Origin of the sequence: [Borrelia] turdi (genome assembly GCF_008828755.2) — a bacterium.
In the GTDB taxonomy this organism is placed as follows: domain Bacteria; phylum Spirochaetota; class Spirochaetia; order Borreliales; family Borreliaceae; genus Borreliella; species Borreliella turdi.
This window is the reverse complement of the sequence record NZ_QBLM01000003.1, coordinates 1-20,998: the sequence shown is the minus strand read 5'-3', so window position 1 is coordinate 20,998 and position 20,998 is coordinate 1. Positions and strand designations below refer to the sequence as shown.

Sequence of the window (20,998 nt, the reverse complement as noted above, 5' to 3'; positions counted from 1 at the left end):
AAGGAGATATTTATTAATGAGCGATTCAATTGATTTTCAAAAAGAGATAGAAAAACTAAAAGCATCAAAAGCAGAACTTGAGAGCCAGCTTGAAGGTTTAAAAAAAAATCAAACTCAAAAAAATGTTTTAGATAAATTACAAAGTATTAATACCACCAGTTATCCTGTGTTTGAGAGCAATTGTAAATTTCAAGATGAGGGATTTTATTTTGCTCAAAAAGGCGGACTTAAAAGCTCCACTGTTGATAAGTTTGAAAATTATCAAGCTCAAGATTTTTGCTACAAATGTGGAGTTAAGCTTATTGTCAATGGATCACATTTACAAATAGCAAGAGGAGGCGGCAGCGATCTTTATGGGATTTGTGTTGACTTTGATGATTTTTCAAGAACTGGTACGGTTGTTCCAATGACTTGTAGTTTTGAATGTGTTTTGATTGCTAAAGACAAAACTATTAAAGCAGAAGATAAATTAATAATAAACAGCGAAGGGTTTTTAGAAAAAGCTGGCAAGAGTACATCAGTTATTCACGCTTTAGCATTAGGATCTGCTAAGGAATTTAAAGACAGAAGAGATATTTATGGGGTTAGAGTTCTTTTTTTAGTCAAGCAAATAAAAGATGCAATTTAAAATAGGAGTATTTAAAATGGATGAGAATATATTAAATAACGATGAATATTTAAACACGGTAAGGGATGTTTTACTAGGGGAGTGTCCAATTCCTGAATATTATCATTTTTTAGATTCACAGCAAATACAAAGTAGTAATATTTCTCTTGGAAGCGACAGGATTATAAAATGGTATTCTAATTTAACAGACGTTCCTACGCTAAAGGTTAATGATTTTAACACAGTCTCAACAATAAAGTTTCAAAGACAAATAGTAAAAATTAATTATTTACCTTTTCAGTATGCATTTAAGTACTATGCGCCAGATGGAAAAGTTAGTGTAGAGGCAAACACAAATATTACAATGAGAGAAGGACTCTTAGGATCAATAATTGAGATACAAAAGTTAATGAGCGCTCATTATTTAAAGGGCGGACTTGCGCTCTCAAAAGGGAATAAAAGAACTCTTCTTGTTGATGAGTTTAATAATGAAACTATGTATGGACTTTTGAATCTTCCAAACCAAATAGACAAAACAGTTAAACAGCCAAACATATTAGATCAAATAAGATCAATAAATGATGATCTTTTAAAGATTAATTTAGAAGATGAGAGAAGAGTGCCTTTTAAAATACTTACAACTAGCAAAATCAAAGGTCGTTTACTTGAAAGGCTTCCAAACAATAATTATTCATACAAAGACATGCTTTTTGATTTTATAAGCGCAATCAATAATGATGCAAATATTGAGCTTGAGACTACAAATTTATTAGACAATGAAATTTTAATATATCCAAGAAGCAGTAAACTATTGCTTTTAAAAGATGGCCATCAGCCGATATTGAATTCATACACAGAAGTTTCAAGTAGTAATTTTAGAACAAGTTTTCTTGATTTTTCTATTGGAACAATTTTGGCAACAAAAAATTCAATCCTTAGAATAAAATTGAGCTAAAAAATGAATGACAGCAAAATAAATGCCAATCAGAGCACGAGCTTAATAAAAGACAGTGAGAATCTAGAACCGGCTTTAAAAACAGTATATGAGCAAATACTTGAACTTTTAATGCTTGATTTTAAAGATCTCAGCATTAAAGAATTTTGTTTATATTTAAATTTACTTGAAAACATTTTAATTTTTAAAAGAATAAGAATTAAAAGCTTAAATGATTCTACAATGTTTGTTTTAATTTATTATTTTGTTGGTTGCGAGTTAAAAAAACGAAACAGATTGAAAGGCTTTAATTTAAATTGTATTAAGTCTGAAAAATTCAAAGAGATATCATTAGAATATTTCCCCACAGCTCTTGGTAGTAGCAGTTGTGGGGGTGATTTTTGTAAATATTTAGACAGCTTAATAGAAGAGTTAAGAGTAAAAGGCTCTTTAATAGGGGTGGCTAAATGAATTCTTTGGAAATGATTAATACAAGTTTAAGTGATATTATAAGTACATATTCGCAAGATCTTTTTTTCTGTAAATTAAGAACAATCAAAGACCCAATTAATGCATCTTATGAAACTAGATTTAAAAGTTCTGATTCTATTGCTTTTAAAGGAATGTTTTTATTAATAAGTCCAGAAGAAGTAGTTGAGGTTGAAGGTGTAAATATTTTTGATAAAAATAGTTATGCCAAGGTATATACTCTTTGTAATTTGGAATTTGAATGCGGAGATTTGGTTAAGGTCTTTAATGATTTTTATTTAATCTTAGGAATTAAAAAGAGCTACAAAGAAGGTCTAAATTACATCACGTTAGTTTTAAGGAGTTATTGTTGAGTTTAAAAATTGGATTTAAAGATATTTATTTTTTGAATAAAAAAAATAGCATTAATATAAAATCAGAAGAGTTTGATAAAGAGATCTCTTTAAAACTAATAAAGGCTGCCTACAAAGAGTTTTATTCTAATATTTTTTCAAACAAAGGAATAAAAATGGCTTTTAGGGAATCTATTAAAAAAGGACTTGTTGAAATAAAAGAGCAGTTTAGAGTATTTTCTAAAAATTATTTACTTAGCAGGCAAGCAGACCTTAAGCCAAAAAGAGCTTTCAAGGCTAAAGAATTTAAGGCTAAAGAATTTAAAAGCGTAAGTAACAATATTGAAAAACTCAATCTTTTAAAAGCAAAAGCAAAAGCAAAAGCAAAAGCAAAATTAAAAGCAAAATTAAAAGCAAAAGCAAAAGGACAATTATGATTGTAGGGCTAAACGAATCTGTACAGTTTTTAATAAAAATACTTACAAAATTTAAACATGATTTAAGGTTTAAAGAAATAGAATTAGAAATTTTAAATACCTACAATCACCCTTATTTGGAAAAGTTTGCCACAAATACTAGTAATTTAATTGTATTAAAAAGCGAATCTTTTGAAGGGCTTACTCCTAGAAATCTAAGGGGTAGAAATTTTTGTAAAACATCTAATGAGTTTAGATTAAGGTTTTCGCTTTACTTTTTAAGTTTTACTTTATTAAATGCCCACAGGGATTCTTATGAGAACATTTGTAAAGTGTATGAGCACTTTTTGGAATTTTTACATGAGAATAGATTTAGGTTTAAGTTTACAAAAAAGCTTGATGATGGTTCTTATTTGCTTTTAACTTATTATCTTTGCTCTATTAGTAATTTAAATAATGATGGGCTACTTGGTGTTTCTAATATGAGAAGCAATATGTGTTTTAGTTTTAATCAGATTTTTGTTGCAAATATACAAGCTTTAAAACAAGAAGGGTAAATATTTAAAAAAAGAAATTAAAAAGGAGGATAAATGCCAAAAGATACAATAAGCGTTAGTTTGGTACAAAACAGACTAGTTGCCAATAACATTAATTATTACAATCCGCTTTTAATCTACAAAAGCAGTGTTTTAGCAAGTAAATACTTAGCATTAAGTGTTACAAATTTTGAAGAGCTTTTAAAAAAACTTGAGATACAAAAGGGTAAGGAGTCTGATTTTTCTAATAAGAAAATAGCAGAAGACCAGTTAAGCGCTTTACAAAAATCAATGGGCGATTTTTTTGGCCAAGACGGACTTAAGTCTGTTGATTTTTATGTTTACAATCAGATTAAAGAGATTAAAGACTTTTTAAAATCTAATTTACATCCGTTTATAGTTTTTGTAAATGAAGCAGGAGAAAATATTAGTAGTGATTTTGAAGCTATTAAAAAAACTTGCAATTTCATTGTAATTTCTACTAAAGAGAATAACTTGCCAAATTTTTTAAAAGGTAAAGACAAAAGTGAGTTTAAAAGTATTATTGCTTTTTACAGTGGTAATGAAAATTTGCATCTTAAGTTTGCAGCAATGTATTTACATCAAGCAAGCATTTTTCATGCTGTTAATCCTTATGGGATGATTTTAAATTGTACTCCTATTTATGATGATTCTCTAATTGATTCTCTTAGAAAATCCAATATTAATTTTTATTCTCTTTTAAATGAAACCGGTAATGATGGCATTTTAGCTTTAAAAGAAGGTGTTAGTCTCTCAGGCGATCCGATTGATGAGGCTTTTACACTTTATTATATTAGAAATGAAGCAATAAAAGAGCTTATTAGGATTTGGAATAAAAATAGTAGAGCCAATAGTAAACTTAGTGCTTTAAATTTGGACGGTAATTTGCCAAACGAATATACAGCAGGGCTTGAATGTTTTTTCCACGAACTTAAAGAAAGAGGTCTTATTGTCTTTTACAAAGAGATTAGACTTAAAATTAACTCTTCTCAAGGTTTAAGCTTAAGCTTGGAAGTTGCGCTTAAGTATAATGACAGCTTTAATAGTGTTAATTTAATAATTACTGCACAAGAGATAAATGAATATTTAAGGAGAGCATCATAATGAGAGAATATTATTCATTAGATTTAATATTTTTTAGTTTTAATGACAATTTAATAGAAAGAGGTACTGTTGAGTATAGCACAGAGCCTAATGTAATGGCTAAGGCAAGCACAGAAGACAGAAATTTTCCAATTCCAAGCTTTAGAGATCCAAGAACCGTTGTTCATATTTTTGATTTAGAAGTAAGCAAAGGGTCTTTTGATTACAAGCTCTTAACAAAGCTAAGCAATGAGCAATTTTACGAGAATGTCCCAAAAACTAAAAAGTTGAAAAGATTAGTGTTTAACGATCAAATGGGTTTGAAAATTATTTCAAATAGTGCATTTTTTGCAGAAATTCCAACTAGAAAGTATTCATCTGATAATGATACGGTTAAGTTCACAATTCATGCAATAAATTGTGATGTTGAAAAGGCAAGTTGATTTAACAGTAAAAATGTTTTATTAAAGGATAAGAATTTAAAATGAGATATAAGTTAAAAATATTAACTAAAGTTAAAACACATACATACATTTTAAAAGATATTCCCATGTACGAGTGGGACAATGTTTTAGGGTTTGATGTTGAGCGAGATGAACTTATTAGCAAACTTAACAATCTGCAAACATTAAAAGAGATAACCAAATTAATGATCTCAAGAGGGTTTTTAGATGAATTTTATGAAATCCTAAACAAAGAGAGAAGATATTCTGAGCTTTATAAGTATGCTCTTCCCACAATTCTTTTTTCAGTTCAGTATTCACTTTTTCAGACAATAGAAGGGTTTAAACAGCCCGGTTTGGTTTACATTGAGAGTTTTCAAGATAGAAACGGCGATTATATTAAGTACGACTACATTGATCAAAGGTGGAGTTATGATTTTATTATTACAAGTAACAAGCCTTTAGGCTTTGATCAAGAAGATTCTTTAGACAATAATCTTGAGTCTTTCTTAAAAGAAGGTTTTAATGAATAAGTCAGAGATTGCAACAAATTATTTTAAATACATAGACTATTTGACAAGAGAAGTTAATAAATATTATTTTCCTATTGTAATGGGCATATGCACATACAAAGATGTTAAAAAAATGAGATACAAAGAGCTTTTAGAGGTTAACCGAGCAGCTAACTTAAAGCTTAACAAGGAAATGTACGAACGGGCTTTGTCTTTTAGTGGTATGCTTTAAAGGTTTTTATGTACGAAGAAAACAATAATGATGATAAATTTACAATTACATTAGAAGGCGTGCTTGACAGAAATGCCACTAAGAGTAATTTAAAAAAAGAGCTTTTAAGTTTAAAAAAAGAAAATTTTTTTAAACAGACTGGTTTGAGTTTAAAAAGCAGTAAGGATTTTTTATCCTTAAGCGTTGAAAGACTAAAAAGTCTTAAAAGGCTTAAAAACGATAATCTTCAAAAACCAGGAAGTTTTAAATCGAATGTTTTTAAAAGTAATCCTTTTAAGGATTACTTTAATCTAGATTTTAAGAAAAATAGCCTTGAAGGTGTTTTAAAAGATTTAGATTCTTTTAAAGACAAAAACAGTTCAGCATTCAAGCATTTGCCTTCTTTGAAGAACAATATTGGCTCTTATTTTAATCTAAAAACAGATAATTCAGAAATAGATGATCTAAAAACAGATAAATTAGATTTAAACCCTAAAAGGCAATATTCATATTTTAAAACTGAAAATATTAAAAATACTTTTAAACAAAATTTTATTCGCAATTCTAGTAAAGATCAGACTAATAAAGCATTTAAAGATTTTAAATTAAATTCCAATTTTGACAAGATTGAGCGCAATCCTGCCAAGGATAATTTTCAAGAACTATTAGGTTTTAAAAAAGAAAATAATCAGTTTATTTTGGAAAATTTAGTGTCTTTTAGAAATCTTTTTAAAGATGCAATTTTGTTTGATTTTTTAAATAATGGTTTTGATGATTCTAAATTATTTTTAAAGGAATTTCAAAATTTAAAAGACAAAAAGATTCCCCAGCTAAGTCTTGAAAATTTTATTTTAAAAGATAATCAAATAGAAAGTGTAAATAAAATGCTCAAAAGGCAGAGATCTTTTGAAACAGAGTTTGAAAGAAATGATTTTTTAAAAAAACTTTATGTTCTCAAAAGTTCGCAAAATTCAAATTTAAATGATTTTCCTTTTATGGTTGAGCTTGCTCAGAAATTGAAAAATGAAGGCTACGCAAAAAATGATTCAAAAGTTTTTAGTCTGATAAGCGATTTTCTAAGCAGTGAGAATAATTTAGAAAAATTTTTAACTTTTAAAAGACCAACAACAAGTTCTTTAAATGATCAGTTAAAAGCTGAGCCTGAGTTTTTAAATAGCAATAAAATAATAAATAGTGTTTTTGAGCCCAAATTAGATCCACTCTTAGAAAAAACTTTAGAACTTTTGCAATGGGCTAAAAGTTACGATTTTACTAACAGTGTATTGGAGCCTTTAAAAAATACTTTTTCAAATTTTGGTAATCTTTTAGTACAGGCATTTGAAAGTTTGCCTTTGGTTGAGTACATGACAAATGTAATTAGAGATGGCGGAGCATTTAATTCAAGAGGAATTGATGATGATTCTAGAATGCCTTAGCAAATTTAAAGAGGTTTTAAGTGATTAAAGAGCAAACTACTAAGTTAATAGAAGATGTTGTAAATCAAATTTCAAGCTTAGCAAGCAGTTCAAATTTTGTTTTACTTTTTCCAAGGCTTGATTTTAAAGGACTCGGATACATTCCTCAACTATTTTTTATTTTTGTAAAGCATGATCTAATAGAAGAAAATCTCTCAAGCATAAGCTCAGATCGTGCGGTAATTGATTTTACAAATACAAAAAGTGAATATGTTAACTTTAACATTACAACAAGGCCTGAGATTGTAACAATTAATAAAGGAATTTTGTCATCTATTTATGACAAAACTTTACTAAGAGCGCTAAAAGAAACCCCTTTTATGAATAGTGCTTTAGAATTTAATAGCAACTTTATAAAAATGCAATTTAGACAGAGGTTTAACTTAGGGGTTTATTACAGTATGTATAGCCCTTCAATAGGATTTCACGAGGTGGTAAGCATTAATTCATTGAAACTTAAAGACACAGTTTATTTAGAAGAGGTGGAAGTTAGTTTGCAAGTAAAAATTTGCAAAACATTTAATATTTTAACTTATAAAGGTTAAAATATTAAATAAACACAACTTAGTATTGGGAGAATATTAATGAGACAATTTAAGCTTATTTTGATATTTTTTTTATTTATTGTTTCAACAGTATATGCAAGTGTTGCAAGGCCATTTGATTTTAAAAAATGGAATTTTAAAAAAGACATAGATTTAGCTTATGTATTAATGCATGATATTGATAATGGAGTTTTAACCAAATCTCAAGATAAAGCTGGTAGCATTAAAAGTCAAGAAATACTTTCTAAGTTTAACAAGTTAAATGTTTATTCTGAGAGTTTGCAAAAAATAATAAAAAAAAGACTTACTAGGAGTAAATTCCAAAACGAGGTGGAATTGCCGTTACTTAAGATCTTTAAAAAGTATAAATCTTTAACAAGAAATTATAAAAATAAAAGGTTTATTGAAAATCCAGAATATACAAAACTTATTGTAGAGAGAAATATTAAAAAAATTCTTTTTCTAGAAAACTATTTTCAGTCTAGACTTAGGGATTTAAAATCCCGTGAGGATGTTGTTGAAAAAAGAATAGATGCTAATCGAAGCAGTTTAAAGCCTTCAAAGGGTAGAACTAACAGCAATCTTAGATCAAAGTTTTCAAACCCCAAAGCTTCAAAAAGATCAAATGGGTTAAAAGATGGTGTAAAAGAATGCAGCAAGAAACGAGCCTTAAATAGCTATAATTTTAACCGGGCAGATGGCGAGTCTTTAGATGAGCTAGATCAAGATCTAAATAATAAAGACAATTACTCAGACGATTATGAGAGTGAGTATGCAGACGATTATGAGAGTGAGTATGCAGACGATTATGAGAGTGAGTATGATGGGTATGCTGAGGCGGTTCAAGGCGAAGATGAGCTTTTTGATTTATAAGAAGATACTTTTAGCTAATTTTTTTAATTAGAATATTTTTATTTGATTTATAAAGCTTTTAAAGCTAAAATAATTTTTATTTGGAGAATATTTATGAGACAATTAATTTTAATTTCTTTTTTTGTTTTAAGTTTTAATTTATATTCTTACAATCTCCAAGATGATGAAGAGATTGCAGTCAAGTTTTTATACGAAGAAGTAAAGTTTGTTGGCGATTTAACCAATGATCATTCTGTTTCGTCTGTTGAGAGTTTAATACAAAATGCAATTAATAAAATAGGGTCTGAGAATATTTTAGGCATTGAGCATAATATAACTTTTAATGGTATTTCTGTAATGGTAATTTATAAAGCTAAAAAGCTTAAAGTTAGTAAGGTTTTTAGTTTAAGTTAATTTGGTAGGACTTGTGAGAAAAGTTTTTTTAATTTTTATTTTATTTTTTTATTTAGCTTTTAATTTACATTCTTATACTGTTGGAAATGATGAAATTGTTAAGATTAAAATTTTTAATCTTAATCTTAATCAGCAGAGATCTTTTGAAGAATTAGAAAAAGATATAAGGCTTTTTATTCAAAAAATAGGCTCAGAAAATGTTTTAGACATTAATCATAAAATCTTATTCACAGGGGTAGAAGTTGTAGTAATAGTGATTTATAAATCAAATCAAGATTAAAAGATTAAATTTTACTGATAATGTTGATTTTTTAATTAGTTTTTTAATTAGTTTGTTAATTTAAAAAGGAGTTTTATTTAAAAAGGATGTTAATATTTCAATACGATTTTAAGATTGAATTTTACAATGCAGTCGATTCTAAGAACAGCATTGGCGGGAGACTTGCGGACTTGAAGCCCAGAGTTGTTATTGTAACTCAAAATGGCGCTCCTGATTTAAATATTGTTATTCAAAATACATATTCTGAGAATGATTTAATAATTGGGAAAAAAACTAAACTTCAAATTTTCAATGTGCCTTTAAATTTTTCTTATTTTAAGACTTCAGATATTGTAAAAATTTATTATAAGAAGTTTACTAATCAACAAGATTATCAATTTATTATGGCTGGATATTTGGGAGCGCCTGTTGAAAAAATTGGTAGCTTTGAGAATTTTAGTTTTGAGTGTGAACTTTATCTTTTGTCTAAGGCTACCTTTTTACAGAGAAAGTTTGAGTATAAAAATTTTAAAGGAAGTACTGTTGCTGATGCAATAAATTATGTGTTTAAGGACAAAGCAATCTTTTGTATGAATGAGCTTGAAAAAACAAGAGTTATTAGCAAGAGCTTTGCTTGCAACTCACCAAAAGGATTAATAGAATACTTAAGGCGACAAGGATACGTTGATTTTGTTGTTGTTGATATTGGAAATCTTGGGCAAGATGTTGATTCTAAATTTATTTTTACTAATTTTGGACAATTTATTTCTGGTGAGTGCAAAAGACTTGAAGATTATGGGCTTTTATTTGTACCTCAAAAAGATGCTTTGGGTGCTGAAAATGTTGGTTTAAGTTTGTATCAAGCGCAAGTGATGTTTACTCACAATATTAAGATTGGAGATAATCTAAGTTTTAAAGACAGGCATGGGAATAATATTTATTGTAAGGTTAAAAATACTAGTGCTAGACTAAGTAGTACTAGAGAGTGTGTTTTAAACCTTGAGCTTTACTCTGAGGATAAAAAAGGAATGTATTATGAATCATAATGATTTTTGTGGATCAGGCAGTTTAAAGAGTTCTTCTGTTAGTGCTTTTAAGCAGTATTTTTTTGAGAATGTTTTTATTTGCAGAATAGGTGTTATTGAAAGTTTTGATTATGAAACTCAAACAGGGGTTGTTACTATTAAAGAGTACAAAGGATTAAAGATTAGTACCAGGAATATATCTAACTTTAATCTTGATTTAGAAGAAGAAGATGAAGTAGTTTTACTTCAAAGTAATTTTAATATTTTTCAAGAAAGTGATAATAATCATTTTGACAAAAATTATTATTACATTTTAAGTGTTCTTAATCCTAAAAAAATTGGTATTAAGTTTAATGAGCTTAAAATGAGTTTACAAGAGCTTAACACACAAAGTGAAAATATAAACTTCAAAGGGAAAAAATTGATTATTAATGTAGATAATATTGAAATTAAAGGTAATTTAAAAATTAATGGAACTAAATTCGAAAATCATATGCACAGTTCCGGCACCATAATGTATGTTAATAGTAGCGGTGTTCCAACAACTACAACTGGGAAAACGGGTCCTCTTGCTTGAGGAGATGCAAAATTACCAATTCACAACTTCTTAGTAGTTTGGCATAAGCTTGTTAACAGGTCTAATGATTATTTTCTACCAATAAGATTAAATTTCTTACTTGGTTTGTAAACTCTATTGTTGCGTCAATTATTTTACTGATATTGTTAGTTGTTAATTGGGATTGAACTTTTAGTTGTTCTAGTTGTTCTTTTGTGTTTTTGTATTCATTTTTTACTTTGATAAATTTTTCAGCTAAAACTTTATATTCCCGAGCCACTGATTCGTTGTAAAGCTTTAGATTTGGATGAAACCTTGATCCTAAGTTCCAGTTTATTTGACTTAAGTTTTCTTTTTCTTGCCATTTATTAGCGGCATCTATTATTTGCTTTATGGAGCTTGTTCCTAAGGGATCTTTAGTGTCTTCAAAAATAAGCTCACTTTTTTCCAGCTCTTTAAGTAGTCTGTTTTTTATTTTTTCCATGTTCTCAGTATTAATGATATTAGCAATTGAGCTGTTTGCTGCTGCTAAATTCTCAATCTCAATCTCAAAATCCAAAAGATCTTGAGATTTTTCTAAGCTTTTTATTGCATTTAGTGCTTCATCTAGAGATTTTCTAACTTTTTCTGCGTATTCTTTTGTTATAAAGTTTTCATCTTTACCCAAATGTGTGTTTTGATTTTGAAATTGATTTTGAGGGGTGTTTTTTTCATTTGCTTTTAAAGTGTTGTTTTCTTCTTTTTGATCAAAAATTTCTTCTTTGTAATTAGCATTAATCTCTTTTTCAATCGGATTGAGTGTTGCTTTTTCATCGGAGGTGCTTGAAATTTTGAATTCTATTGTAGCTGGATTTAAAAATTTTTGCATATTTGAGCCTAATTCTCCTTCTGCAGGTTCATCTAAAGAAGCGCCAATTAATAATAATTTTTCTTGTATTTTTGCAATTTCTTCTTCTGATTTGGCCATATTTGCTTCTTTTAGTAATTCTGGTGGTATTAAGCTTTCAGATTCAGATTTTAAAGAAGATTCTTGTTTCTCAGGCTCAATTTTTTCAATTTCTAAAATAGGAGGTGTATTTTGATTTGTGTTTGAATCTAATTCTTTTTGAAAATCCAATTCAATTTGTAAGCTATTTTTAATAACTTCTGAAATATTTTGTAATTTCTGTTCGTTTAAGGATTTGTTTTTCTCATTAGTATTCATATTAGCATTACAGCTAATAATCAGTAACAATGCAAGTATTGAAAATTTGTTTAAAATTTCTTTAAGCTTGTCTTTCAAAGCTTTAAGCTCCTTTTAAAACAAGAATATCCCAACATTATACTACATTTTACTCGATTTTGATTTAAATTTTAATTTTAAAATTTAAAAAATCCCCTTAATAGGGGATTTAAGGGGGTATCATAAATTTTGCATTAATTGTTTTTAAATTTTTTATTTTTACTATCTTACAGAAATAGCAATTTAATACTTTTAGTGTTTTGCCTTTGGTTTATTTATAATATGGTGTCGAAGTAGTGGGGCTGTTTTAAGTAACTTTTCTAAAAGTTCCAGCACCATTCTTCTTTTTTTTTATATTGATGCAAAATATTTGCTTTGTACTAAGTGTACAGCATCCTTTAAAATTTTCAGATTTAGTAATAAAGGAGAACATCGGGTGATATTCGATGTTCCTTTGAATATATTAATATATTTAAATGTAAGTTTAATATTTTAAATATTAATCTAGTAAAATCTTTTCAATACAAGATATTAAAAAGATTTTACTGCCCCTAATCAAACTCTTCATCATCATCATCTTCGTTTTCTTCATGATCGTTATTAACTTTTTCTTTGACTTTGGAGTTTGGGTGTGAATTTTTATTTTTTTCTTCTTTTTCTTCTTTTTGTAAGCCTTTTACCGCATTCTTAAGAAGAGAATCTATTAAAACCCCGCGACCAATTGCGCTACAAGATGTTATAAATACTAAAAACGAAATAAGTATTAATTTTTTAACCATTTAATCATTCCTTTAACCTGGGCAATTTAATTTTAATTATATATCATTTAATTTAATTAATCAATTAAATGATATATAATTACAAGCTTAATATATCTCAGATATATTCTTTTTGAATTATTGATTTTAGACCGTTTATGTTTGTTATTATTTCTAAGAGTTTAATAAAATTTTTATTCATTTTAAAGATTTGATTGTGAGGCAGCAGGTCTAATTCTATGCTTTTTTCGGTAATGGACACTTTGTTGTAATCTATTGAATGGTAATCTTTTTTATTTTTTATTTGAAATCTATAAATAGGATTTAAGTACTCCTGACTTATACCTTTTTTAATTATATCTTTAATGCCTAGTAAAACATAATCTTTAGGTTTAAAGATGTCGTTTGGAGGATTGAGCATAATGTTAATAACATTGTTATTATTTTTGTTTTTAAGGTTCAAAACAAAAAATAGTTCTTGATTTTGGAAAAGATTTTCAATATTTTTTATCTCTTTAAGTTTTTTAAAAGTTGGCGGTACTAAGTTTTTTGAGTCTAGCAATTTTTTATTTATTAAGATGCTCAAAGACTCTACTTCTCCTTTTGTAGACAAGATTTTATCTTCTTCTTGTTGGAATTCATTTTCTCTGTTGATGCTAAAATTAATAGTGAATGTTTGAATTGGATAATTTTGTTTGTAGTAATCTTCAATGCTTGTTGGGTTTTGATTTGATTGTCTTATTTCTACTTTTTGAATTGATACTTCAGAGATTGGTGTTTTTTTGGCTATGTCTTCTACAATTTGTTGTTTTATAGTTTTTTTGGCTATGTCTTCTATAATTTGTTGTTTTATAGTTTTTTCTTTTTCATGTGTAAACAGACTGCAGGATAAGATTAAAATTCCTAGTAATATTAAAATAACCTTTTTACCCATTTATTGCTCCTTATCCTTTATATATTTATTATACAATATTAACAAATTATTAATAAGCAATTTTTAAGTTTTATTAGATTAATTTTTTAAAAAAAGATTAGGTATTGATCTTTATAAAAAGAAGTTCTCTAATAAAATAAAAGAACTTCTTTGGAGGTAGTTAAAAAGTAGTATATTTTTATTTCTTAATACGCTACTGTTTTGATAATAGAATTATAAATATTTTTAAAGTATAGTTCATATTTTAGAAGATGAATTTTTATGTTTATTTAAATTTATACAAAGAGGACTCGCAGTAGAGAGCCTCTTTGAAACGTGTGTGGGAAGTGTTTGATAAATTTAGTTTTTTAAAACTATTTTATGAATTCTTTTAATTTTAAAGCATTGGTTAGTATTTTTAGCGTATTGTAAATGTTTTGGCTGATTTTAATGTAATATTTTTTATTAGAATAAGGAGAGTAAATAAGTTTAACTTTGTTTAAGCTTTTTTGAAATTTACTAAAGCTTAGATACTTCCAACTGTAGTTGGTTGACACGTAAAATGAGCTTCCAAATTGCAAATCACCGGATTTATCTTTGTTTAGGATTGCTTTGTTTATGCTTAATAGACTGTGGTAATGAAACAAAGGCATTAAATTGATTTCCCTTTTATATTTATCTTCAAAATTTAAACAACATCTTATGTAATTATTTTCATATAAATAAATAAAATCTTTATGGGTTTTTAATTTAAGTAGGTTTTTTAAACCCCTTTTATCCATACTATTTTTGTGAGCCAATATGCTTATTGATTTTAGCTTACCTTTTGTTAGTGTAATTTTGTCGTATTGGTCTAAATATTGTGCTTCTGATTTTATTTCAATTGTTGCATTTGAATCTATGTTATAAGTTCTAATGTAAAATTGTGTACAAAAAATAGGGTTTAAAGGCTTTGTATATTCACTTTTGTAAATTAGATTTTTAATCGCATTCATATTTATCTCTTGTAATATTTAAATAGCTTAAATTCTTTTTTAAGATACTCAAAGTTGTTTGCATATAGTAATTTAATTATTCCTCAGTCCAAATTTATTTACATAGAATATCATTTTATACATATTTTATCAATAGTTTCTAAATCGTTTTAGAATATTTTTTATTTAAAATAAAAAACTAATTAATATTGATTATTTTAAAATTATATTTTAATATGATATAAATTTTTAAATAAGGAGAATTAAATAATGACAAAATTAATGTATGCTATGTTTTTGAGTGCAATATTATTTGTTGCTTGCGAAACTACAACAATCTCAGATGAGATGGAAAATGTTATTGATGAGGATTCAAAAGTTACAACTCCAATGTCAGACAAGTCTATGAAATCAACTAAACAACCTATGAAATCAACTAAACAACCTATGAAGTCAATTAAAAAGTAATAAGCTTTACCTTTAATTAATCAAGAATTCAATTCTAGCAATTTATTTAAAAAAAAAAGAAAAAGACCAATAAGGCCTTTTTCTTTGTGGATATCAAACCAATATTACTGAATTGGGGCAAGAATATTGGTGATTTTATTTTTTAAATTTAAAATTACACTACGCATATCTATTAATAGGGCTTTTGGATTTTTTGAATTTAAGTAGTCATTTAATCTTGCAATGTTAGTTTTTAGTTCAGGATTATTATTGTATTCAGTAATCATGTCATCTACATCTTTTATCCAATTTTCTTTAACTTGTATAAGTTTGTTAAAATCATAGTAGAGTGCTTTCAAGTTAGATTTGTTTAGTTGTTGTATCTTGTCTTTTACATCCCATATTTTAAAGTTGGTTTTTTCTATTGCTAATTGGATGCTAAAGCCTCTGTTTATAAGTATTTCTTTAGCTAAGCCTAGGTAGTTTGAATCTTGGCTGAGTTTTGATAAAATTTTTCCAATACCAGAAATTGCGGCTTTTTGGAACTTTAAAGATGTGTAAATCATTCTTCTTTCAGCTAGATATTCGTTTTTATCAAGAGTTACTGTTGCATTTGAACTGAAAAATATTTTACTAAATACGTCTTTTTTCATTCCAAATTGGTCATCAGGTTCGTTCCTGTTAGAATCAAAGTCGATTATTTGATTAATATCTGCAGCTCTTTCTAATATTTTTCTTATTAACTCTTGAACCTCAGGATCTATTATTTGCTTTGAATTATTAGCATTATGTTGATTTTTTAACTTACTAACAGCAACAGGACCCCCAACAGGCAGATTGTCCGCTTTTGAGTTTTTATGTTTACTGCTTTTAGACATTTTTTTAATCTTTGATGATTTATTTTCTTTTTTAGTTATTTTTATATTTGCTTTTTCATTTTTTTCTTTTTCATCATCGTCATTGGTAACTTCTAGCGAGCAAGAAAGCAAAATTAGCGCACTTAATATATGCAATAAAAATATTGCAAATAATTTATTATTTTTCAAAATAGTATCCTTCAATAAAAATTTTAAGTAATTAATTTTTAATTAAAAATTTTAATTACCTAATTAATAACTTTAATTCAAAATTATTATTGTACAAAATAAAATTCAAAAAAAAAGAGAGCAAAAGCCCCCCTTTAGGTTTAAGGTTTTATTTTTATATAAATTTTTTAATTATTATTGAGTTTAAATAATGTGTCTAAGTAAGTTAATGCTTGTTCAGACTTAAAGCAAAGAGAAACCATCTTATCTTTGTATGTCTTTTGGATATGGTCATTAAGCTTTTCTATATTGTTTTGCAGCTCTAAAGTAGCGTTTGAACTTACAATTAATCTTTCTATTGTATTTAGCCATTCTTTTTTTATTTTGAGTAAATCAACAATTGTTGTGTAAATTTCTTCTAAAGTTTTTTTATTAAAAGTATTTTCTTTTAATCTCTTCATGTTAATTGCTAAATCTTCAAGCGCAACTTCAAATCTTTGTTGAATTTGCATGCCCCCCAACATTTTTTTTATTGTTTCATGGGTTTTTGGGTTCTTGTAAAGCTTGTTTACAATCTCTGATAAATTAAAAATGTCAGTAGTGTTGTAGCTTAATGATGAATAAAATTGCCTTCTCATTCTTTGAGCGTCTATTAAGCTTGAGTTCATTTTTTCTCTGAGTTTTGCTCCAGTTTGAAGGTTTGTTTTGTAAACATTGATTATTTCAAACATGCTATTTTTTAGTCCAAATTGACTAGGTATTTCTTTTTGAAGTTTGTCTTTTTTTATTATTGTCATTTCTCTTTTTAGGATTTCAAAAAGCTTGCAAACTATGTCTTTTTGCTCTTTTGGGGTTTTTGAGTCTTTTGTTGATCTTTGATGTTCTTGTTTTTTTATAGTTTGCTGAGAATTTAATTCATCGTATGTTGTTTCTGTAAAACTTGCTAATTTGCTCTGATTATCTTCATAGTGTAGCTTACAAGAGAAAAATGTTATTATTGCCAATGTTATAAATATTGATAATTTTTCCGCATTCAAAATTTAATCCTTTAATAAAAATTTTAAGTAATTTTAATTATTTAAAAATAATACTTAATTATTTAAATTTAGTTCAAATTTTAAATTGAACAATAAAAAAAAGAAAAGGTTAGACCTTTTCTTTTTTTAAAATTTTTGTAAAATAGTTTGTTTTCTTATTTTAAATAAACTATTTGAAATTTGTTATGTCAATGTATGTGTTAAGAACAAACCGACGAATATCTTTCATTTTATCTAAATATTTAGCCTCAATATATTGCGCTAAAGATTGAGGATCTTTTAGGTTTGAATTATGTTGCACATTGCTAATAAGGGTGTCAACTTGTCTAGACCATTCGGTTTTTTTATTTAGTATTGAATTTAGTTTTGATTCAAGATCTTGAATCTTATTGCTAAAATCAAAGCCATTAGTTCTACTTCTTAAATATTCTTGGAAAAAGGTTTCAGTTTTTTTCTCTATTTCTTCTATTGCGAAGTCTAAAGATATTTGTATTCCAAGCCCTGATCTTATTAATGATCTGATTAGGTCGTGATTTTTATCCTCCTGGAAAAGGATTTCCATCATTGATCCAAATTGTGTGATTTTAGATTGATCAAAATCCATCATCGCATAGAATTTATTTCTATTATTTTCTGCTTCTGGTGCGTAAGAGCTAAGTTTTGGTGCGTAACTTCGATCAAAAACTTGAGCATTTGAAATAACATCTAATAGAGTAAATGCAGAATCTTTCATTTTAAACTGATCGTAAGTTTCTCTAAATCCGTTGTTGTGTATTTTGTTTTTTTCCTCAGAAATTCTTACAAGAAAGTCATTTTTTATCGTTTGAAATCTAGTATCACCGGAAAATGCTTGGACAGCGCTTGGTTGAGCTTGTCTGTAATTTGCAGAAAAATTGTTGCTTTGTAAGTCGCTAAAGCTTGTCTGGCTTATTGGTTGACTATCTCCAGAATAAAGGGCATGTTTTCGGGGAATATTAATTCTTTTGCCATGAGTTTTTGTTGTCTTTCTAGACACAGGTTTCACCGTTCGTGTAGATGCTATTTGTTTTGGCGGCGTTACTACTTTTACTTGTGTGTTTTTATTTGATGTAGCCGTATTAACCGGAGCAACCGGATTTTTTGATTTAGGCAGATTAGCTAGATTAGCTAGATCAACTTTTTGTTGCGAGAGGTTTTGCAATCCTTTATTTTTTATTGATTGTGCTTGTTTTTGCACGCCCGCTGAATTTGCCACTTTATTGGTGTTTGTTTGATTTTTAGCAGCATTTGAATTTGTGTTAATACTTAGTTCTGCTTGATCATTTGTTGTGCTATTTAGAAGTTCTGCCACTTTATTTTTATAATCTTCGTCTAGGTTGGCCTCAACCGTGCAAGAGAATAAAAACAAGGTTATGCATTTTAGATTTATTAATGGTTTAATTTTCAAGATATTATTCCTTTATTTCTTTTTAATAAATTTTAATAATTAAAATTAATTACTAATTAATAAAAAGATAGTTCAAATTAAGAAATAATTAATACATATAAATAAAAAAAAAGAGCAAAAATCTTTTGCTCTTTTTTTGAAGCCTACTTATAAGTTTTCTTGCAAATCCCTTCCAATTTCTATCATTAAATCGTAAATTTCATTTGAGTCCGGCTTTAATGTATTTTCATAGGTTGTTTTCAGATAAGCTTCTAATTTTTGAAAATTGCCTTGAAGTTTTACATTATCATTGTAAGTAATAATAATTTTGTCTATATTTTTAATCCATTGTTGCTTTATGCTCAGAATTTTGTTTATTTTATCTTTAATCTCTTTTAATTTTTCTTTGTTATGAAAATTAATAAGATCGTCTTTTCTTTTATATATGTCAAGAATAGCAATTTCTAGTGGATTTTGAATAAAAATTGACCCCCTGTCGATTATTAACCCAATTAACTTTAAAAGTTCAAACCATCGTGTTGAATCGTTTTCCAGTTTAAAAGCTACTCTACTAACATTTTCTAATGTTAAAGCTCTATATAAAATTTCTAATATGTTTTTAATTCTTGTTTTATTGTACTCAAGAGATGAATAAAATTGTCTTTTGTACTCTTTAGAGAATTCATCTTTTCCTCTAACAAGAATAAAAATACTTTCTATTTCGCCAAGGCCTAATTCATTTTCGTTTTTGTCGCTTTCTATTTTTTCTACTACAGGTTTTATTATTTTTTCTATTTTCTCGGCAATTTTTTGATTTGAGTCAAATAAATTACATGAACACAAAAGTAATGTTGTTGCTAGTTTAATAAACTTTATTTTGTACTTTTCCAAAGTATTCTCCTTTTAAAAAATGTATTAGATTGTTTGATTTTAAATGTATATAAAATCAAAATGCTTAAGTCTTAGCATATTCAATTTTGACTCCCAGGTATTGTTAAGTTTGGTAAATTATAATTAGGATTTAATATTTCTTTTATTTTTGCAATTGCATCTGTTGTGTCATATTTTTCCGGGTTAATTTTACATCTAATGTGTTCTGCTAGACTTTCAACATCTTCTTTAATTTTTTTTAAATTTTCGTTGTAGTAGAGAATAATCTCATCTACCTTTTCGATCCAATTTTGTTTTATTTCAAAAAGTTCTTTTATTGCAGTCTCAAGAGTTTTTAAGTTTTCTTTGCCTAGTTTTTTTAATTCATCTTTGTCATCAGATATTTTTAAAATTATCTCTTCAAGGCTTTTTTGAATGTTGGAATATCCCACTTTGACAACTTCTTCAATTAGTTTATGGTGTTCTTGTTGTTTGTAAAGTTGTGTGAGTATTTTCCCGAAGCTTACAATTCTTTCTTTATTGTAATTCAAAGAAGAGTAAAATAGTAACCTTTCCTCTTTTTTTGAGTCTGAGCTGAGCTTTGAAAGCTTAAGGACAGTTGTATCTGTATTAAAGACCGAATATTTCATTCCAAACTGATCAGAGTCTTCAGTTTGGTCCTTGTATTGTTCTACTTCTTCTTTAAATCTTTTTATTTGTGTTGATATTCTTTGTGTTATTGGTCCTTGAAACAAACTACAAGAACACAAAAGAAATGTTGCAATGACAATATTAGTTAATATTAAATCATTTTTTTTCAAAATATTCTCCTTTTATAAAAATGTAATAATGTAATACAAAATAATTCTTAGTACATATTACAAATGTATATCAAATTATTTAAAGTTTAAATTTAAACTTTTATAAAAATAAAAAGACATTATTGTTTTTGGCTTGAATTTAAATTAAGTGCATAAAAAAAAAAGAGAAGTTAATTCTTCTCTTTTGAAAAACATTAAGTGCAACGTATTAATTTTTTTTTGTTTTATTAATAGGTGATCTACATAAAATCAAGTTCTTTATTATAATTTTTATTTATGTGTTTTAATAGTTTTTCCTTACTGGTTTTAATGCCGCCTAAGTCTTGATTGTAAGCCCTAATAGTGTTATTTAAAATTTTCTTATATTTTTGTTTTGCCTTTAATCTACTTTCTAATTGTATTAGTAGCCTTGCGGCTAGCTCTTTGTTTGGAGAGTGTAATTCATCTTTTTTTAATGTGGCTTGTAATGATTTTATATCTTCTATAAGCCATTGAATCCTCCGTGCTGTCAGAAAGAAAAATTTTATAACTGTCTCCCTGGTTTTAAGATTTTTTGTAATTTTTCCAGTAATTTCTTTTAATGTATTTATTTTGTCTGTTTCGTAATTTAAAGATGAGTAAAATATTCTTTTCAATCTCATTTGCTCCTCTTCTTCAAGAGTTTCAAAAGGCTCAACTAGAGAAGAATCTATAAAATCAAATCCCGCATCAGCAATTTTAGCTATTTCTGTATCTTCTTTTTCTTTTTCTTCTTCTATTTTCTTAGGAATTGTTTCTAATTTTAAGTTTATATCTTCTATATTATCTGTTTCTAAA

General features: G+C 27.1%; 28 protein-coding genes. 18 read left to right on the top strand and 10 right to left on the bottom strand.

Going from position 1 to position 20,998, the window contains the following annotated elements; translation table 11 throughout:
- The first annotated feature begins 16 nt into the window (after nucleotides 1-16).
- From DB318_RS04545 to DB318_RS04465, 17 genes are all read left to right on the top strand, one after another.
- The gene (locus DB318_RS04545; protein ID WP_151060730.1) at nucleotides 17-628 is read left to right on the top strand and encodes a DUF228 domain-containing protein; all 612 of its coding nucleotides are present in this window, start codon (nucleotides 17-19) and stop codon (nucleotides 626-628) included.
- A 16-nt stretch (nucleotides 629-644) separates the two neighbouring features.
- The gene (locus DB318_RS04540; RefSeq protein WP_151060729.1) at nucleotides 645-1,562 is read left to right on the top strand and encodes a hypothetical protein; all 918 of its coding nucleotides are present in this window, start codon (nucleotides 645-647) and stop codon (nucleotides 1,560-1,562) included.
- A gap of 3 nt (nucleotides 1,563-1,565) precedes the next feature.
- Nucleotides 1,566-2,012: a DUF3890 domain-containing protein gene (locus DB318_RS04535; RefSeq protein WP_151060728.1), complete on the top strand. Its 447-nt coding sequence runs from the start codon at nucleotides 1,566-1,568 to the stop codon at nucleotides 2,010-2,012.
- Nucleotides 2,009-2,383 carry a DUF1506 family protein gene (locus tag DB318_RS04530; protein WP_151060727.1) on the top strand — a complete coding sequence of 125 codons (375 nt, stop codon included), beginning with the start codon at nucleotides 2,009-2,011 and terminating at the stop codon, nucleotides 2,381-2,383. The genes DB318_RS04535 and DB318_RS04530 overlap by 4 nt, the downstream gene beginning before the upstream one ends.
- Nucleotides 2,380-2,799 (top strand): hypothetical protein, encoded by a 420-nt coding sequence (locus tag DB318_RS04525; RefSeq protein WP_151074371.1) that lies wholly within the window; start codon nucleotides 2,380-2,382, stop codon nucleotides 2,797-2,799. The genes DB318_RS04530 and DB318_RS04525 overlap by 4 nt, the downstream gene beginning before the upstream one ends.
- Nucleotides 2,796-3,335 (top strand): DUF764 family protein, encoded by a 540-nt coding sequence (locus tag DB318_RS04520; protein ID WP_151060725.1) that lies wholly within the window; start codon nucleotides 2,796-2,798, stop codon nucleotides 3,333-3,335. Before DB318_RS04525 ends, DB318_RS04520 begins: the two co-directional genes overlap by 4 nt.
- A gap of 33 nt (nucleotides 3,336-3,368) precedes the next feature.
- Entirely contained in the window at nucleotides 3,369-4,439 is a 1,071-nt protein-coding gene (locus DB318_RS04515; protein WP_151060724.1) for a DUF787 family protein, read from the top strand.
- Nucleotides 4,439-4,861, top strand: coding sequence for a DUF1463 family protein (locus tag DB318_RS04510; protein ID WP_151060723.1), 423 nt, complete (start codon nucleotides 4,439-4,441; stop codon nucleotides 4,859-4,861). The genes DB318_RS04515 and DB318_RS04510 overlap by 1 nt, the downstream gene beginning before the upstream one ends.
- 41 nt (nucleotides 4,862-4,902) lie before the next feature.
- Nucleotides 4,903-5,394 carry a DUF1473 family protein gene (locus DB318_RS04505; protein ID WP_151060722.1) on the top strand — a complete coding sequence of 164 codons (492 nt, stop codon included), beginning with the start codon at nucleotides 4,903-4,905 and terminating at the stop codon, nucleotides 5,392-5,394.
- Complete coding sequence (locus tag DB318_RS04500; protein WP_151060721.1) at nucleotides 5,387-5,605, top strand: DUF1322 family protein; 219 nt, start codon at nucleotides 5,387-5,389, stop codon at nucleotides 5,603-5,605. The genes DB318_RS04505 and DB318_RS04500 overlap by 8 nt, the downstream gene beginning before the upstream one ends.
- Nucleotides 5,606-5,613: 8 nt before the next feature.
- The gene (locus DB318_RS04495; RefSeq protein WP_151074370.1) at nucleotides 5,614-7,020 is read left to right on the top strand and encodes a hypothetical protein; all 1,407 of its coding nucleotides are present in this window, start codon (nucleotides 5,614-5,616) and stop codon (nucleotides 7,018-7,020) included.
- 20 nt (nucleotides 7,021-7,040) lie between these two features.
- Nucleotides 7,041-7,604 (top strand): DUF792 family protein, encoded by a 564-nt coding sequence (locus DB318_RS04490; protein ID WP_151060719.1) that lies wholly within the window; start codon nucleotides 7,041-7,043, stop codon nucleotides 7,602-7,604.
- A gap of 39 nt (nucleotides 7,605-7,643) precedes the next feature.
- Nucleotides 7,644-8,477: a hypothetical protein gene (locus DB318_RS04485; protein ID WP_151060718.1), complete on the top strand. Its 834-nt coding sequence runs from the start codon at nucleotides 7,644-7,646 to the stop codon at nucleotides 8,475-8,477.
- Between the two features lie 93 nt (nucleotides 8,478-8,570).
- On the top strand, nucleotides 8,571-8,870 hold the full coding sequence (locus tag DB318_RS04480; RefSeq protein WP_151060717.1) for a hypothetical protein: 300 nt from the start codon (nucleotides 8,571-8,573) through the stop codon (nucleotides 8,868-8,870).
- A gap of 13 nt (nucleotides 8,871-8,883) precedes the next feature.
- On the top strand, nucleotides 8,884-9,150 hold the full coding sequence (locus tag DB318_RS04475) for a hypothetical protein (protein ID WP_172964384.1): 267 nt from the start codon (nucleotides 8,884-8,886) through the stop codon (nucleotides 9,148-9,150).
- A gap of 86 nt (nucleotides 9,151-9,236) precedes the next feature.
- Entirely contained in the window at nucleotides 9,237-10,175 is a 939-nt protein-coding gene (locus DB318_RS04470) for a DUF693 family protein (RefSeq protein WP_151060715.1), read from the top strand.
- Complete coding sequence (locus DB318_RS04465) at nucleotides 10,165-10,731, top strand: DUF777 family protein (protein WP_151073825.1); 567 nt, start codon at nucleotides 10,165-10,167, stop codon at nucleotides 10,729-10,731. The genes DB318_RS04470 and DB318_RS04465 overlap by 11 nt, the downstream gene beginning before the upstream one ends.
- Nucleotides 10,732-10,792: 61 nt before the next feature.
- On the opposite strand, the gene DB318_RS04460 is transcribed toward DB318_RS04465, so the two are convergent.
- From DB318_RS04460 to DB318_RS04445, 4 genes are all read right to left on the bottom strand, one after another.
- Nucleotides 10,793-11,992: a hypothetical protein gene (locus DB318_RS04460; protein WP_151060713.1), complete on the bottom strand. Its 1,200-nt coding sequence runs from the start codon at nucleotides 11,990-11,992 to the stop codon at nucleotides 10,793-10,795.
- A 491-nt stretch (nucleotides 11,993-12,483) separates the two neighbouring features.
- Nucleotides 12,484-12,711, bottom strand: a complete 228-nt coding sequence (locus tag DB318_RS04455; protein ID WP_151060712.1) for a hypothetical protein — start codon at nucleotides 12,709-12,711, stop codon at nucleotides 12,484-12,486.
- A gap of 97 nt (nucleotides 12,712-12,808) precedes the next feature.
- Nucleotides 12,809-13,624, bottom strand: a complete 816-nt coding sequence (locus DB318_RS04450; protein WP_151074369.1) for a hypothetical protein — start codon at nucleotides 13,622-13,624, stop codon at nucleotides 12,809-12,811.
- Nucleotides 13,625-13,977: 353 nt separating this feature from the next.
- Nucleotides 13,978-14,598: a hypothetical protein gene (locus DB318_RS04445; RefSeq protein ID WP_151060710.1), complete on the bottom strand. Its 621-nt coding sequence runs from the start codon at nucleotides 14,596-14,598 to the stop codon at nucleotides 13,978-13,980.
- Between the two features lie 249 nt (nucleotides 14,599-14,847).
- Here DB318_RS04445 and DB318_RS04440 point away from each other — a divergent pair, with 249 nt between their 5' ends.
- A complete protein-coding gene (locus DB318_RS04440; RefSeq protein WP_151060709.1) occupies nucleotides 14,848-15,045 on the top strand; it encodes an Lp6.6 family lipoprotein in 198 nt (65 codons plus the stop codon).
- A gap of 104 nt (nucleotides 15,046-15,149) precedes the next feature.
- On the opposite strand, the gene DB318_RS04435 is transcribed toward DB318_RS04440, so the two are convergent.
- From DB318_RS04435 to DB318_RS04410, 6 genes are all read right to left on the bottom strand, one after another.
- Nucleotides 15,150-16,070, bottom strand: a complete 921-nt coding sequence (locus DB318_RS04435) for a complement regulator-acquiring protein (RefSeq protein WP_151074368.1) — start codon at nucleotides 16,068-16,070, stop codon at nucleotides 15,150-15,152.
- A gap of 167 nt (nucleotides 16,071-16,237) precedes the next feature.
- Nucleotides 16,238-17,086, bottom strand: a complete 849-nt coding sequence (locus tag DB318_RS04430) for a complement regulator-acquiring protein (protein ID WP_151060707.1) — start codon at nucleotides 17,084-17,086, stop codon at nucleotides 16,238-16,240.
- Between the two features lie 169 nt (nucleotides 17,087-17,255).
- A complete protein-coding gene (locus DB318_RS04425) occupies nucleotides 17,256-18,512 on the bottom strand; it encodes a complement regulator-acquiring protein (protein ID WP_151060706.1) in 1,257 nt (418 codons plus the stop codon).
- Between the two features lie 147 nt (nucleotides 18,513-18,659).
- A complete protein-coding gene (locus DB318_RS04420) occupies nucleotides 18,660-19,382 on the bottom strand; it encodes a complement regulator-acquiring protein (protein ID WP_151060705.1) in 723 nt (240 codons plus the stop codon).
- 80 nt (nucleotides 19,383-19,462) lie between these two features.
- On the bottom strand, nucleotides 19,463-20,182 hold the full coding sequence (locus DB318_RS04415) for a complement regulator-acquiring protein (RefSeq protein WP_151074367.1): 720 nt from the start codon (nucleotides 20,180-20,182) through the stop codon (nucleotides 19,463-19,465).
- 239 nt (nucleotides 20,183-20,421) lie between these two features.
- Nucleotides 20,422-20,998 (bottom strand): complement regulator-acquiring protein (locus DB318_RS04410; RefSeq protein WP_151074366.1); only part of this gene is annotated, 577 nt, incomplete at its 5' end.